Raw genomic sequence first — 14,914 nt, 5'->3', positions numbered from 1 at the left:
TTTATTCCCCTTTTCTCGTGGTTTCGTTCACAGCGTGCGCCGCTTCGCGTTGGCTCGCCACCAGCGCGGCCAGCGTGCTGATCGAGCGGAAGTGTTCGCGCGTGCGTTCGTCGTTCGCTGCGATGGTCAGTTGGTATTGTTTGCGCAGCACGATGCCGATTTCCAGCGCATCGATCGAGTCGAGTCCGATACCGTCGGTATCGAACAACGGTGCATCGTCGTCGATATCGGCTGGGCTCAGGTCTTCCAGATCGAGGGCTTCGATCAGAAGCCGTTTAATTTCCAGTTTTAAAGAATCCATAATCGAACAGGTGCTGGGTAATGTGTGCTTCGACGGCGTTCGTCACGCTGCGCGCGGCGAGCGCCGGTGGGGTGTCATGGGCCGCGAGCTGGTCGACGCCCAGCGGTTCGAGCACGTTCACGCGCATCCGGAACGCGCGCGCGGGCACGTCGTACCAGCGCATCTGCTTGGTGAACGCCGGCGGGTCGCAATCCATCAGCACCGGCACGATCGGCGCTTCGGCCTTCAACGCCATGTGCGCGAAACCGCGCGAAAACGCGTGCAGGCGGTTCGGCGCGGGGCTGCGCGTGCCTTCCGGAAAAATGATCATGGTATAGCCTGCCGCCAGTTGCCTCGCACCGGCCTCGACGAGTTCAGCGGGATCGGCATTGCTGACGTACTCCGCCGAGCGCACGATCCCCCAGAAACACGGGTTGCTCCAGTGCGCGTTCTTCACCACGCAGCAGGCACGCGGCGTGAGCGACAGCAGCACCATGACGTCGAGGTAGGTCGGGTGATTGGCGACCACGACGGCCGGACCGCCGGCGCGCAGCGCCTGAACGCCCGACACCTCCAGTTCCATCACGCCGATGCGCTGCAACACCGCGACCAGCGCGCGGAAAAACCAGTGAATCACGCCCGTCACCGCGAACTGCCGCGACGCGCTATGCGGCCACAGCCACGCGAGCGGAAACACGACCACGGAAAACAGCACGCCGCACACGCCGAAGACCACGAAAGCCATGCCGGTCGCGCAAAAGCGCCAGAGGTAATCAAGCCGCGCGATCATGCCAACTCCAATGCCAGGTTGCGCCGGCGCCATGCCAGACGGCGGACAGGCCGGTTTCCAGGCAGTGCTGCAGCGCCTGGCTCTGGGTGGCGAAGGACGCCTCGCCTGCCGTATCCGCGGCCTCAGCCCCGCCGACCTCGCGCGGCGCCGTGGCTTGCGCCTCGCCGGCACGCGTCAGCGTGCACACCAGTTCGCCCGTTGCCGCTTCGCTGTCGAGCAGGATCGCGACGGCGCCCCCCTGCACTTCGTCTTCGATCGTACCGTACGCCGGGTCGGCCGGCTCGTCGGCGTACACCAGCAGCACCGGCGCATCCGGCTGCGTGGCGTACTGCGCGTGCGCTTCCAGCAGTGCATAACCAAGGGTTTCCGCACCGGCTGACACCGCGCTCGCCGCGGATCGGTCGCCACGCGCGATGCCGAACACACCGGTCATGGCATTGAGCACCGACAGGCTGAAAGCCGTCGGCGAGACCGGCTCGCCCGCGCTGAGGCTGCGCAGAATATCCGTGGTGCGCCGCAATTCCCCGTGACGCGACGCGAACACGACCCGGACCTCGTCCCGCGCGACACAATCGTGCGCGACCTTCAGCGCGACTTTGGACAGTGTGCTCAGGCGACGCCGTACGATCGGCTCGATAAAGCCAATATCGGGTGCGGCAGATGCGGCAGCAGGCCAGCTAGACCAGCGAGCGACCGGAATGGTCCAGTACAGATCGGGCATATCGGTGTTCGCGCAAAGGCGAGGAGAGGCTGAAGCGCCTGACGGAATACGGAACCGTCACAGCGTATGCGCGCCGCGCGGACCGGCAACCTCCAGCCGTGACAATCCAATCTTCTTATCTAGGGTCCAGAGGATTAACGGCACTTGGCCCTGATTATTTAGGCGCCTTTGCCAATTAGTCTGAAGGATTGTCTCGGGCTCCCTATGGTCGCCGGAATCATACTGAATATTTTCCGATAAATCAGCCACTAAAGACGTATCCATCTGTATCCGTAGCGCTTGCGCGACGACCGGCAAAAGCACGCCGGCAAGCCCTTCCGGCACCTATTTCCGTAGCACGAGCGGCCTCGAAACCCTCAAGCAGTATGGTTTGCCGTCCGCCGAGGCACGAAAACCGCCCCTCAAAACAAGCCAATACTTTCAATTAACTTTCTTAAAAAGTGTTTCACTTCGGCAGAACAGGCGCGAGTCGATCACCCTGTCCTTGATATGCCGTGCGCATTACCGGCTCGCGCGCTCCCCTTCGAAACAAAACGGCCCGGCAGGGATAACCCGCCGGGCCGCTTCTGTTTGCTCTCCACCGAAGTCCGTCGCTTAACGCCAGGCCAGCCGAGTATGGGTTACTGCACGACCTTCGCACCGGAAGCCGGCGCCGGTGCGGCGGCGGGCGCGCCGCCCGTGGCCGCCATTTCGTTCGATGCCCCGCCGTTCTTGTCGAGCGGAATCTGCACCGTGCGTACCACGCCGTTGCCCAGCGGGAAATCGGCTAACGCGCTGCGCGCCAGGTACGGCATGGCCCGCACCAGCGAAGACTCCGCGCCGGAATTGCGCGCGGTCACGTTGTAGACCTCCTTGCCGGTCGCGCGCTCGGTAATCCGCACACCCAGCAGGTGCGTGAATATTGGGTAGGTCTCGTTCACGTACGTGGTGGCCGGGAACGCGCCCCACGGCCCCCATGGGTCGAACGGCCGCCCCCAGTAAGGCGCCGGCCACGGGTTGTAGTACACCGGCTGCGCCACCGTCACCATGTCCGAACGAATCCCGTATGAGAGTCCGACCAGATAGCGCGCCTGCCCCTTGTCGACCTCGCGGAACGCATGTGTGGCCAGTTCGTTGGCGACGAAGCGCTCGTAAGTGGTGAGTTCGAGATTGTTTTGCTGATCCGCCGCCCGCGTGAACGCGTAGGTGCGGCTGGCATCGTTGCCGCTCCAGTCGGAGAAGGCCGTGACCTGAGTGGTCACGTAGGTCGTGCAGCCGGACAGGAGTGCCGTCAGCGCCGCCAGCACCAGTGTGGCGCGCCGGGTCCATCGATTGAGTTTCATGGTCTACCTCGTCAGGCTTCCAGGTTGTTTCTGTATTGTCCATCATCACCCGGTTCGTCGATGCACGGGTTTTGTCCCACGCTTTGTCTCAAGCGGGCGCCCGATAATACGCTGACCTGGCCTTGCGGTAAAAAGTTCGCGCCGCACGAACGCCCGAGGCTTTGTACAATGGCTCGACAAGCCCGGCCCGCACGCCAAAAACGCGCTCGCCGACTCGAGTTCCTACACTACCGAACGCCATGGCCGATACCGCAACGCCCCCCGTGATCCGCCGCGCCGACTACGCGCCGCCCGCCTTCCTGATCGACACCGTCGCACTGGAGTTCGATCTGATCCCCGACCGCACGGTTGTCAGGAACACCATGCGGGTGCGGCGCAATCCGCAGGCGTCCCGCGCCGCGCGCCTGGAACTGATGGGCGAACAACTGGAGTTCGTCAGCGCCGCCGTCGACGGCCAGCCGTTCGCCGGCGCGCATGCGCATGAACACGGCCTGCTGCTCGACAACGTGCCGGACGACTTCGAGCTCACGCTCACGAGCATCTGCGATCCGGTGGCGAATACCACGCTGTCGGGCCTGTATGTGTCGGGCGGCAACTTCTTTACGCAGTGCGAGGCCGAGGGCTTCCGGCGCATCACTTATTTCCTCGACCGTCCGGACGTAATGGCGACCTACACGGTCACGCTGCGCGCCAGCAAGGCCGATTATCCGGTGCTGCTGTCGAACGGCAACCTGCTGGAAGAAGGCGATTTGCCGGACGGCCGCCACTTCGCCCGCTGGGAGGACCCGTTCCGCAAGCCGAGCTATCTGTTCGCGCTGGTGGCCGGCAAGCTGGTCGCGCTGGAAGAGCGCGTGAAGAGCGGTTCGGGCAAGGACAAGCTGCTGCAGGTGTGGGTCGAGCCGCACGACCTGGACAAGACCCGGCACGCGATGGATTCGCTGATCCATTCGATCCGCTGGGACGAGGAACGCTTCGGGCTCGAACTCGATCTGGACCGCTTCATGATTGTCGCGGTGAGCGACTTCAACATGGGCGCGATGGAAAACAAGGGGCTCAATATCTTCAACACGAAGTACGTGCTGGCAAACCCCGAAACCGCCACGGACACCGACTTCGCGAACATCGAGGCCGTGGTCGGCCATGAGTATTTCCATAACTGGACCGGCAACCGCGTAACGTGCCGCGACTGGTTCCAGTTGAGCCTGAAAGAAGGCCTGACGGTATTCCGCGATCAGGAGTTCTCGGCCGACATGGCGGGCGGCGCCTCTGACGAAGCCGCGCGCGCCACCAAGCGCATCGAGGACGTGCGCGTGCTGCGCCAGATGCAGTTCGCAGAAGATGCGGGGCCGATGGCGCACCCGGTTCGCCCGGAAAGCTACGTCGAGATCAACAACTTCTACACGATGACCGTCTACGAGAAAGGCTCGGAAGTCGTGCGGATGTATCAGACGCTGTTCGGCCGCGACGGCTTCCGCAAGGGCATGGACCTGTACTTCAAGCGGCATGACGGCCAGGCCGTGACCTGCGACGACTTCCGGCACGCGCTCGCCGACGCGAACGGCCGCGATCTCGCGCAGTTCGAGCGCTGGTACAGCCAGGCCGGCACGCCGCGCGTGTCCGTGCGCACGCAATACGACGCCGCGCAGCAACAGTACAACGTGACGCTCACGCAGGGCTACGGCGAGGCCGCGCCGGCTGCGCGCGAAACGCAAAAGGGCCCGCTGCCGATTCCGTTCGCGATCGGTTTGATCGGCAAGGACGGCGCGGACTTGCCGCTGCAGTTGCAAGGCGAAACCGCGGCATCCGCGTCCACCACGCGTGTGCTCGAGTTCACCCAGGCCGAGCAGACGTTCACGTTCGTCAACGTGGCGCAGGAGCCGCTGCCCTCGCTGCTGCGCAATTTCTCGGCGCCGGTGATCGTCGAATACGACTATTCGGAAGAGGAACTGGCGTTCCTGCTTGCGCACGACAGTGATCCGTTCAACCGCTGGGAGGCCGGCCAACGGCTCGCCACGCGCGAATTGCTGACGCTCGCCGCACGCGCCGCCACGGGCGCGCCGCTGCAACTCGACGACTCCGTGGTCGCCGCGTTCGCACGCGTGCTGACCGACGAGTCGCTCTCGCCTTCGTTCCGCGAACTCGCGTTGATGCTCCCTTCGGAAGCATATCTGGCCGAGCAGATGCCCGAATCGAATCCGGTCGCCGTGCACGCCGCGCGGCAGTTCGTGCGCAAGCGTCTTGCCAATGCGCTCAAGGGCGACTGGCTCAAGGTGTACGAGCAGCATCGCACGCCGGGAGAGTACGAAGCGACGCCTGAAGCGGCCGGTCATCGCGCGCTGAAGAATCTTGCACTGACGTATCTCGCGGAACTGGACGATCCGGCCGAGGCCGTGCGTCTCGCGTCCGCGCAATACGATGCGGCCAACAACATGACCGACCGCTCAGTTGCGCTCGCCGCGCTGCTCAATGCGGCGGCGGCCAATGGCGGGAGTGCCGAGGCCCAGAAGGCGCTAGACGACTTCTACCAGCGCTTCGAAAAAGAACCGCTCGTCATCGACAAGTGGTTCGCCTTGCAGGCTACGCAGCGTGGCAGCGCGCAACGCCCGGTGATCGACGTCGTGCGCAAGCTCATGTCGCATCCGGCCTTCAACCTGAAGAACCCGAACCGCGCGCGCTCGCTGATCTTCAGTTTCTGCGCGGCAAACCCGGCGCAGTTCCACGCCGAAGACGGCTCGGGTTATGCGTTCTGGGCCGATCAGGTGATCGCGCTCGACGCCATCAATCCGCAGGTCGCCGCCCGCCTTGCCCGCTCGCTGGAATTGTGGCGCCGCTTCACGCCGACGCTGCGCGACAGCATGCGCGCGGCGCTGGAGAAAGTGGCCTCCCAGGTGAAATCGCGCGACGTGCGCGAGATCGTGGAGAAAGCGTTGGCGTAGCGATTGCCTGAGGGCTGCGTCCGCATCGAAAAACCGGCACGTGTTGCCGGTTTTTTTTCGTCCTGACGATGCCGGCATCGCATGGCGCGCGGGTCGACGTTGGCCATCTGGACGACTATTCGATTCGTCGCAGCAGGGTGAAAGTAAACGCATTCATTTGACGGTTTACGTTTAACGCAATGCGTTATATCATCCCATGATCACGACATTTGGCGACAAGGCTACGGCGAGAATTTTTCAGGGCAAGTTCGTACACTCACTGCCGCGTCACATGCAGGCGCTCGCGCGCCGCAAGTTGTTCATGATCGACGCCGCGGAGTCCGTCGGCAATCTGCACGCGCCGCCGGGCAACCGGCTCGAAGCGTTGCAAGGTCAGCGCAGCGGGCAGTGGAGTATCCGGATCAATGCGCAATGGCGCATCTGCTTTCATTTCGTCGAGGGGGAGGCGCTGAATGTCGAGATTGTCGACTATCACTGACTATTGGGAGACCGGCATGGTCATCAAACGCTCCGACCTTGGCAGCATCGACTTCTCGGACATCGACACGGGTGAGAGCATCCCCGAAATCCATCCGGGAGAGATTCTGCGCAGCGAGTTCCTCGAACCGCTCGGCATGTCCGTCAACGCACTCGCCTTGGCGTTGCGTGTACCCGCGCCGCGCATCAACGACGTCGTACGTGGCAAGCGCGCCATCTCGGCCGACACCGCGCTGCGGCTCGCGCGCTACTTTGGCGCGAGCGCGCAGTTCTGGCTCAACCTGCAAATCGCCTTCGACCTGCGGGTCGCCACCGCGGCCGCCGGCGAGCAGATCGAGCGCGAGATCGAACCCATGCCGAAAGCGGAGCGCCCCAAAATGCCCAAAATGCCAACCGAACACGCGCGCGCCGCAGCCCTCGCGGCGAGCGTGAGCGGCAAGCTCACGGGCAGCAAGGCGCGCCGCAAAGCCTGAGCTTCGTGAGTTTCGTGACACAACGGTGTGCAGGACAACATCGGCGCGCGCGGTTTCCGCGCAAAACCACGGAGCCGACACAACGAGCGGTTAAAATCGGAATATTCCTCTAGCCTTCCCGGAGTACAGCAATGGCTTTGCAACGTCGTACCACTCTCACGAAGTACCTGATCGAGCAGCAGCGCGAAACCAACAACCTGCCGGCCGATCTGCGCCTTTTGATCGAAGTCGTCGCACGGGCGTGCAAGGCGATCAGCTACCACGTCAGCAAGGGCGCGCTGGGCGATGCGCTCGGCACGGCGGGCAGCGAAAACGTTCAGGGCGAAGTGCAGAAGAAGCTCGACATCCTGTCGAACGATATCCTGCTCGAGGCGAATGAATGGGGCGGCAACCTGGCCGGCATGGCATCGGAGGAAATGGAGAAGTTCTCCCCGATCCCGGCGAACTATCCGAAGGGTGAATATCTGCTCGTGTTCGATCCGCTCGACGGCTCGTCGAACATCGACGTCAATGTGTCGATCGGCACCATCTTCTCCGTACTGCGCTGCCCGGACGGCCAGCAGCCTACCGAGCAATCGTTCCTGCAGCCGGGCACGCAGCAGGTCGCCGCGGGCTATGCGGTGTACGGTCCGCAAACTGTGCTGGTGCTGACCACCGGCAACGGCGTGAACTGCTTCACGCTCGACCGCGAACTCGGTTCCTGGGTGCTCACGCAAAGCGACATGCGTATTCCGGTCGAAACGCGCGAATACGCGATCAACGCTTCGAATGAACGTCACTGGTATCCGCCGGTGCAGCAGTACATCGGCGAATTGAAGGCCGGCAAGGACGGCTCGCGCCAGGCCGACTTCAACATGCGCTGGATCGCCTCGATGGTGGCGGACGTGCACCGCATTCTGAATCGCGGCGGGATCTTCATGTATCCGGCCGACAAGCGCACGCCGGACAAGCCTGGCAAGCTGCGCCTGATGTACGAGGCAAATCCGATGGCCTTCATCGTCGAACAGGCCGGCGGCGCGGCGACCAACGGCGAGAAACGCATTCTGGATATCCAGCCCAAGAGCCTGCACGAACGCGTGGCCGTGTTCCTCGGCTCGAAGAACGAGGTCGACCGAGTCACCCGCTACCATCTCGAAACAAAAAAATGAGCTTAAGGGCTTGCCAAGTTAATAAACAAGTCCCTATAATCTCGTTTCTCCTGATGCCGGAATAGCTCAGACGGTAGAGCAGCGCATTCGTAATGCGAAGGTCGGGGGTTCGATTCCTCTTTCCGGCACCAACAGATTCAAGCAAAAAGCCCAGTCCTTGCGACTGGGCTTTTTGCTTTTCAGGCTTCGCGCGCTACCTCATCCAGGAAAGCCCGGCCGGTCGTATCCGCTTGTCTTGACGAGATTGCGAGCCGCGACGGAATCTTCCGCGCGTACCGACTCCGTGTGCTGAGCTCCGTAAGCCGCGACTGCCTCCTGCGGCGCCGAAGTGAACCACGAGATCCGGCCGGCACATTCGATGCCGACCTGACGTCCTTTCCAATAGACAGCGTTTTCCATTGCGAACCCCCTGGAGGAAGAAGACTGCCATCTTCCGCGCCAGCCCTGGCGCTTCCGTTAGCCACCGCACCTTAGGCCGCGGATCGTCACTGTCAATAATAGACGGGGATACGTGAGCTGGCCGGAATGTCGCCTAATGGTGAAGTTCTGGCGCGATGACATCACCTTCTTCGCATGCAGCTGCGGCCAAGGCGTTCAAGATTCTTGCCGTGCGGCACGCTTCTCCTTCAGGAAGTCGATCAGCACGCGCAGTTTGAGCGGCATTTGCGCGCGGCTCGCCGTGTAGAGATAAAAACCCGGAAAGCTCGGGCACCAGGCATCCAGCACGCGCACGAGGCGGCCGTCGTCAAGCTGCTCGCGCACGTAGTCGTCGATGACATGCAGCAAACCGACACCCTGCTCCGCCGCTCGCACCATCGTGCGCAAGTCGTTAGTGACGAGCGAACCGCGCGTCTCGACCTCGAACACGCGGCCCGGATCATCAGGCGACGCAAACTCCCACCGGTAGATGCCGCCGCTTGTCGAAAAGCGGTAGTGCAGACAATCGTGCGCAGCGAGATCGCCAGGCGTCACGGGCAACGCGTAACGCTCGAAGTACGCCGGTGAACCCGCCACCGCGATGCGAATCGCGCCGCCTAGCGGCACCGCCACCATATGCTGCGCAACACGCTCGCCGAGCCGGATGCCGGCGTCGAAACCTTCCCCAACGACATCGGCCCAGCCGTCGTCGAGCGTCAGATCGAGGCGGATCTGCGGATAGCGCTGCGTGAATTCCGCGAGGTGCGGCAGCACCAGCAGTTCGCTCGCGACCCTCGGCATGTTGATACGCAGATTGCCGGCGGGTTGATCGCGCGTTTCGTCGAGCGCTTCGAAGGCGGCCTTCAGCTCACCCAGTGCGGGCTGCACGCGGGCGAGAAACTGTGCGCCGGCCTCGGTCAATGCCACGCGCCGGGTGGTCCGGTTGAACAGCCGCACGTTCAACTGCGTTTCCAGCGCGCGGATGTTTTGCGACAACGCCGACGCCGTTACGCCAGTTTCAGCGGCGGCGCGGGTAAAGCTGCCGTGGCGCGCCACGCTCACGAACGCCATGAGCGCGGGCAGTTGAGCCGCGTCCATCAAACCTCCATTATTAAGTCAAGCTTCATAATTCTTGCAGACAAGCCGCATTTTTCCACAAGAAGAATCGGCGCAGGATGGCGTCGTCGATTCAATTCTTTCCACGACCTCGCTCAAGGAGACTGACATGACGATGAACCGCTACACCCTGCTTGGCCGCTCAGGTCTGCGCGTAAGCCCGATCGCGCTCGGCACGATGACATTCGGTACCGAATGGGGCTGGGGCGCCGAGGAAAAGTCGGCGCAACGGCTATTCGATCTGTACGTGGATGCCGGTGGCAATTTCCTCGACACCGCCGATCTGTACACGGAGGGCACCAGCGAAACGTGGCTGGGCAAGTTCGTCGCGGCGCGCGGCCTGCGCGAACGGCTGGTGATCGCGACCAAGTACGGCTACAACGCCGAATCCGGCAATCCGAACGCGGGCGGCAACCATCGCAAGAATCTGCTGCGCGCGCTCGAGGGTTCACTCAAGCGGCTCGGCACCGACTACATCGACCTCTACTACCTGCACACATGGGACCGGATCACGCCGGTGGACGAAGTCATGCGCGCAATGGACGACGCCGTGCGCGCCGGCAAGATCCGCTACGTCGGCCTCTCGGATACGCCCGCGTGGTTCGCCGGGCGGGCTCAGACGCTTGCCGACTGGCGCGGCTTCGAGCCCGTTGCGGCTATGCAGCTCGAATACTCGATGATCGAACGCAATGCGGAAAATGAGTTTGCCGATCTCGCTGCCAACCTCGGCATGGGACTCGTGCCGTGGAGTCCGCTCGGCATGGGTGTGCTGTCGGGCAAGTACCGGCCGTCGCAAAGCGGCGCGGCAAACGGCTTTTCCGGCGACGGGCGTCTCGCGGGCCTAGCCAGCGCGCCGCCGCCGGGATTCGACAAGCTGACCGAACGCAACTTCCGCATCGTGGCGGAACTGGAGTCCGTCGCCCAGCTGGCAGGCCGGCCAATGGCGCAGGTCGCGCTGAACTGGCTGCATCAGAAGCGCGGCGTGTCGAGCATCATCGTCGGCGCCACGCGGCCGGAGCAGTTGCAGGAATCGCTCGGCTCGCTCGATTTCACGCTCGCACCGGAACTGGTCGCGCGACTCGACGCCGTGTCGGCACCGGCGCGGCCGTTCCCGTATTACATGTTCGCCGACGGCCATCAGGCGCGAATTCACGGACAGGTCGAAGTGACGGACAAACCGGCCACCTACACGACGCCGGTAAAAATCCCCGCGCCGGTGGCACAAAAATAGCCTCTGAAGAATGCCCAACGTTCGCTGCACAACGTTGGGTTTGATTAATTCACGCAAAAATCTTGAAAAGTGTTCTTACTCGTCAACGAAAGCGGTGAATCATTCGTTTACGAAAGATTAGGAGGGCCGAATGGTCGAATTGAACGCAGCGGCATTTAACGAACGTTCGGCCTCTTAAGAAGAAAATCCTGCCGATGCGGCAGTGCACAAAATCCGCGTCCATTTGTTCGTATCAACAATCAGGGAAGTGCAGTGCACAAAAACCGGCGGCTAATCGCTGGGACGCCCGCGGAGCAAGACCAAGACAGGAGTGGAAGGGATTATTTGAGTGGTTTGACCGGTGGCTCTGAAATCGCCGCATCAGCAGTCAATCGATAAATTTTATTCAAACACTCTGTTCCATTGTTGACCTGTGCCGTTAAAGCAACAAACAACATGTGAGCCGCATCAGATGCTGGTGTAAAACGGGGACCGAGGCAGATAATCGGTTTGTAAAGGAGAAAGATCATGGATGCCAAACCAACGAAGATTCCGACCCCGGATAAAGTCTTTAGCCCGGATCCGGAACCCGCTGGCGTCGAGTTTCTTGGTGCAGAGCTGCCTGAGCACGTTCGCGCCTTTTTCGACGAACAACGCAAGTCGTGCGACTCGAAGTAACTGTGTTGTGTCGCGACGCAGCATCGGCGTCCGCGCGCCCTGCGCGCGGCCAATGTTTGTGCGCGCCTAACCACGTGGTTGAGGACCGATTCGTAATGCGGAGTGAGTCCGTCTGATTCAGACGGCGCCCGGCTACGCGCCCCGGCGTCTGTTTACGCTCGTCCCTGCCAGATTCTCGTCTGCAATCGCCCGAACACCGTGCCTTCCGGTGACTCCCGCTGACATGGACGCCCGCGCAATCGGTGCATCGTCTATTCTTCTGTTTTTTCTTCGTCGGCCGCCCGGTCACTGCAATTTTCCATGAATCGTTCGCACCGCCTCGGCGCATCATGCGCGCTCGCGCTCTTCGCCGCCCTTGCTTTGGCGCCCGCGCCCGCCGTCGCGGATGGCGACGACACCGCGCTCACCAACCTGATTGCACTGGCTTCGCAGCGACTTGCCCTCGCTGAACCGGTCGCGCGCTGGAAGTGGGCCAACCATCGGGACATCACCGACACCCCGCGCGAAAACGCGCTTCTCGCCGACGTGGAAAAACGCGCGGCCGCAGTGAATCTCGATCCGGCGTTCGCTCGCGCGTTTTTCCAGGATCAGATCGACGCCAGCAAGGACGTGCAAAACGCGCTGTTCGCCGCGTGGCGCACCGCGCAGCCGCCGCAAGGCCCCGCGCCCGACCTGGCGAGCAGCACGAGGCCGCAACTGGATCGGTTGACGCAATCGCTCGTAGCCGGCCTCGCGCGCGTGCAGCCGTTGCGAGCAGCGCCGGATTGCCCGTCGCGCGTCGCACAGGCGCTGGCTAACTGGAAATCGCTAACGCGTTATGACTCGACTCGTTCGAGCGCGCTGACCCGCGCGCTGGGTCACGTGTGCGAAACAGGTGGTGTCGGCGCCACCGGTTGACCGGTGGCGGGAAGGAAGGCGCGGCCAAGGCCGCTACGCGAGACTCGGAACGGCCTGCCCGCTCGGCACGCTTAACGGCATCACCCGCAAACCGCGTGCGAGATGGCTCTGCAAGATGCGATACGTCGATAGCTCGAAGGGGCCGGCGATGCTCGAAGCATACAATTCGGCCGCCTGCGCGAGCGACGCCGCATGACCGATGTAGCGCCAGCGGTCGACAACGTGAAACGCGCGCCCCTGCGACGCTTCCTCGCGCTCCTCGAATGCGATCGGCCCATCGAACGGCCAGGCCGCGTCCACCGGATCACTCTTTGTCACGCGCGGCACCCGGTTATGGCCAGGGCGCAACCTTGCGATCCACTGCGCCTCTGCGAGCATCGCACCCAATTCGCCACCGGTTGCGTGCCATTCGACGCGCCGCACCTGCTGCGCTAGCCGAATGTCCTTGGACGAGCGCCGCTCGCCGGTCAAATGGGAGCGCAAGCGCTGACGCACGCGCACACTGCGGCCCACATAAAGCGGCAGATCATCCTCTCCATAGAATGCATAGACGCCACAGCCCGCCGGTGCGGTGTCGAGCATATCTTCGGTAATGTCGCCGGCAAGCCGGTAGCGCCGCGTAGTGCGCTCGATCTGCGCGCGCAACACGTCGAGCGGCACGAGGCCATGCAGGCGCTGCCAGAACTGCCAGATCAGATCCGCGTCGGCTAGCGCGCGGTGACGATCGGACGGCACGAGCGCGTGGCGCTCGACCAACGCGTCCAGCCCGTGGCGCTTCTCCGCGGGAAACAATGCACGCGACAGCCGCACGGTGCAGAGCACGTCCGGATCGAACGCCAGCCCGACCCGGCGAAACTCGCCGCGCAGAAAACCGCGATCGAAACTGGCGTTGTGCGCGACGAAGAGTTTGCCGTTCAGACGCTCGAACAAAGCCGGGGCGATCGCTTCGAACGTCGGCGCGCCCCGCACCATTGCATTCGTGATGCCGGTGAGCTGCTGGATGAATGACGGGATCGGCTGCTGAGGGTCGACCAGACTGCTCCAGCGCGACACGCCGGTGGGCCCGACCTCGACTACGCCAACCTCGGTGATGCGATGCTCGGCGGTCGACCCGCCCGTCGTTTCAAGGTCGACGAAGACGATCGGACCCTCCAGGGCCGGTTCGTGCAAAAACTGTTCAGACATGGAAAAAGAGACTTTGGACGCGTGGCTTTGCGGCAAGTATGCACCAGTTGGCTGCGACGTACGGGAATTGCATCGCATTACGTGAGCTTCCTCGAGGCGCAAGGCCCCTATTTTTCCGCCTGACGGCGGTCATCCGTCAAATCATGAATCTTTGGGGTTTTGATGGCAGCGCCACCGGAAATCGCGGTGAATATATTCAGGCGCGCCAGTATGCTGCCGGAGTTATTTTGAACCGAGTGGTTAATTTCTACTGTCGCAACAGAAGTAACAAATGAGCATAAAAAAGCCCCCGCATTTTGCGAAGGCTTTCATACGTTATGCCGCGCGGCGAGACAAGGCGCGGCGTCATACCATTTAAAGCGGCTGGATGTTCGCTGCTTGCTTGCCTTTCGGTCCAGCCTTGACGTCGAAGGAGACGCGCTGGTTTTCCTTCAGCGACTTGAATCCCTCAGCGCGAATCTCCGAAAAGTGCGCGAACAAGTCCTCGCCGCCCGAATCCGAAGTGATGAAACCAAAGCCTTTAGCATCGTTGAACCATTTGACGATACCAGTTTCCATTTTCCAGTTTTCCTCGAGGTTTAATCAAAATCGGGCATCGCCCTCAAACCGAATATCATTGCCACGCCATGCAATTTGATTGGGTGGATGAAACTCAGCATTGCCGTTATACTGGGAACGAAGAATCGCCGTCAAGCGAATATTCGACATGCATTTATCACGCAAAACGACCACGACACTCCAATGACACCCAAAATGCCTCGACTATTAATCCAATTCAATTGAACAGACTCACGTCGAATTTACTTATTCATATTTCTCACAGGCGGAATGCCGGCAAATTTTGCAGCATACCGCCGCAGATGTAACAAAAGATGTTTTTGGTAAGTGTTTGTCCGACTTGTCGCACCCTATTCCTGGCAGGATGATGAGATTCAGTAATGGTAGTAAATGCATTAGGGAGATTGCCATGCTGCTCAATGAAATCCGCCGCCTAGTCGCACGGTTAGTCCACGCGCGCACAAACACGATCTCCGAACACCCCACGCCGGCTACGGAAGCGGCCTCAGCAGTCGAGTTCGATTGCTTCGATCCCGTGTGGCATGGCGATCATTGGCAGAACCTGTTGTCATCCCCCATGGACGCGCGTCGCTATGTCATGGAGGACTGGAGCGTCCCGGCAGCGGACAGTTGGAGCGAAACAACAGACGGCATCGCGCCGGCTCACTGACCACACCCGTCGATCCGGGAGCGGCAGGCAAAAAAA

Annotated in this window: 16 protein-coding genes and 1 tRNA gene; 9 read left to right on the top strand and 8 right to left on the bottom strand. The window is 62.0% G+C overall.

The window, feature by feature from the left end; all coding sequences use genetic code 11:
* Position 1: 1 nt before the first annotated feature.
* From A6V37_RS23125 to A6V37_RS23105, 4 genes are all read right to left on the bottom strand, one after another.
* Positions 2-301 carry a phosphopantetheine-binding protein gene (locus tag A6V37_RS23125; protein ID WP_064268584.1) on the bottom strand — a complete coding sequence of 100 codons (300 nt, stop codon included), beginning with the start codon at positions 299-301 and terminating at the stop codon, positions 2-4.
* Entirely contained in the window at positions 276-1,070 is a 795-nt protein-coding gene (locus A6V37_RS23120) for a lysophospholipid acyltransferase family protein (RefSeq protein ID WP_064268585.1), read from the bottom strand. Before A6V37_RS23120 ends, A6V37_RS23125 begins: the two co-directional genes overlap by 26 nt.
* The gene (locus A6V37_RS23115) at positions 1,054-1,791 is read right to left on the bottom strand and encodes a beta-ketoacyl synthase chain length factor (RefSeq protein ID WP_064268586.1); all 738 of its coding nucleotides are present in this window, start codon (positions 1,789-1,791) and stop codon (positions 1,054-1,056) included. Before A6V37_RS23115 ends, A6V37_RS23120 begins: the two co-directional genes overlap by 17 nt.
* Positions 1,792-2,411: 620 nt before the next feature.
* On the bottom strand, positions 2,412-3,113 hold the full coding sequence (locus A6V37_RS23105; RefSeq protein ID WP_064268588.1) for a DUF4136 domain-containing protein: 702 nt from the start codon (positions 3,111-3,113) through the stop codon (positions 2,412-2,414).
* A gap of 239 nt (positions 3,114-3,352) precedes the next feature.
* Here A6V37_RS23105 and pepN point away from each other — a divergent pair, with 239 nt between their 5' ends.
* From pepN to A6V37_RS23080, 5 genes are all read left to right on the top strand, one after another.
* On the top strand, positions 3,353-6,049 hold the full coding sequence (gene pepN / locus A6V37_RS23100; RefSeq protein ID WP_064286382.1) for an aminopeptidase N: 2,697 nt from the start codon (positions 3,353-3,355) through the stop codon (positions 6,047-6,049).
* 196 nt (positions 6,050-6,245) lie between these two features.
* Positions 6,246-6,527, top strand: a complete 282-nt coding sequence (locus A6V37_RS23095; RefSeq protein WP_064268590.1) for a type II toxin-antitoxin system RelE/ParE family toxin — start codon at positions 6,246-6,248, stop codon at positions 6,525-6,527.
* 16 nt (positions 6,528-6,543) lie between these two features.
* Complete coding sequence (locus tag A6V37_RS23090; RefSeq protein WP_064268591.1) at positions 6,544-6,999, top strand: HigA family addiction module antitoxin; 456 nt, start codon at positions 6,544-6,546, stop codon at positions 6,997-6,999.
* Between the two features lie 131 nt (positions 7,000-7,130).
* A complete protein-coding gene (locus A6V37_RS23085) occupies positions 7,131-8,147 on the top strand; it encodes a class 1 fructose-bisphosphatase (protein ID WP_064268592.1) in 1,017 nt (338 codons plus the stop codon).
* A 55-nt stretch (positions 8,148-8,202) separates the two neighbouring features.
* A tRNA-Thr gene (locus A6V37_RS23080) sits at positions 8,203-8,278 on the top strand.
* A 67-nt stretch (positions 8,279-8,345) separates the two neighbouring features.
* Here A6V37_RS23080 and A6V37_RS23075 read toward each other — a convergent pair.
* Together A6V37_RS23075 and A6V37_RS23070 are read right to left on the bottom strand one after the other, a co-directional pair.
* Positions 8,346-8,546 (bottom strand): hypothetical protein, encoded by a 201-nt coding sequence (locus tag A6V37_RS23075; RefSeq protein WP_064268593.1) that lies wholly within the window; start codon positions 8,544-8,546, stop codon positions 8,346-8,348.
* Positions 8,547-8,741: 195 nt separating this feature from the next.
* Positions 8,742-9,662 (bottom strand): LysR family transcriptional regulator, encoded by a 921-nt coding sequence (locus A6V37_RS23070; RefSeq protein WP_064286381.1) that lies wholly within the window; start codon positions 9,660-9,662, stop codon positions 8,742-8,744.
* 127 nt (positions 9,663-9,789) lie between these two features.
* Between A6V37_RS23070 and A6V37_RS23065 the strand changes: the two genes are divergently transcribed.
* The 3 genes from A6V37_RS23065 to A6V37_RS23060 all read left to right on the top strand — a co-directional run bounded on the left by A6V37_RS23065 (position 9,790) and on the right by A6V37_RS23060 (position 12,465).
* Entirely contained in the window at positions 9,790-10,911 is a 1,122-nt protein-coding gene (locus tag A6V37_RS23065) for an aldo/keto reductase (protein ID WP_064268595.1), read from the top strand.
* Between the two features lie 507 nt (positions 10,912-11,418).
* Positions 11,419-11,568, top strand: a complete 150-nt coding sequence (locus tag A6V37_RS41500; RefSeq protein ID WP_165614451.1) for a hypothetical protein — start codon at positions 11,419-11,421, stop codon at positions 11,566-11,568.
* A gap of 300 nt (positions 11,569-11,868) precedes the next feature.
* On the top strand, positions 11,869-12,465 hold the full coding sequence (locus tag A6V37_RS23060) for a chorismate mutase (protein WP_064268596.1): 597 nt from the start codon (positions 11,869-11,871) through the stop codon (positions 12,463-12,465).
* 33 nt (positions 12,466-12,498) lie between these two features.
* Here the strand turns inward: A6V37_RS23060 and A6V37_RS23055 are convergent, their stop codons facing one another.
* Positions 12,499-13,650, bottom strand: a complete 1,152-nt coding sequence (locus tag A6V37_RS23055) for an exonuclease domain-containing protein (RefSeq protein ID WP_064286380.1) — start codon at positions 13,648-13,650, stop codon at positions 12,499-12,501.
* Between the two features lie 354 nt (positions 13,651-14,004).
* Positions 14,005-14,208, bottom strand: a complete 204-nt coding sequence (locus tag A6V37_RS23050) for a cold-shock protein (protein ID WP_064268598.1) — start codon at positions 14,206-14,208, stop codon at positions 14,005-14,007.
* Positions 14,209-14,617: 409 nt separating this feature from the next.
* Between A6V37_RS23050 and A6V37_RS23045 the strand changes: the two genes are divergently transcribed.
* Entirely contained in the window at positions 14,618-14,878 is a 261-nt protein-coding gene (locus A6V37_RS23045; protein ID WP_064268599.1) for a hypothetical protein, read from the top strand.
* The last annotated feature ends 36 nt before the right edge of the window (positions 14,879-14,914 follow it).

Origin of the sequence: Paraburkholderia ginsengiterrae, from assembly GCF_001645125.1 — a bacterium.
Classification (GTDB): Bacteria; Pseudomonadota; Gammaproteobacteria; order Burkholderiales; family Burkholderiaceae; genus Paraburkholderia; species Paraburkholderia ginsengiterrae.
Note: the sequence above shows the minus strand (reverse complement) of the source record. Positions and strands in the feature narration are given on the sequence as shown.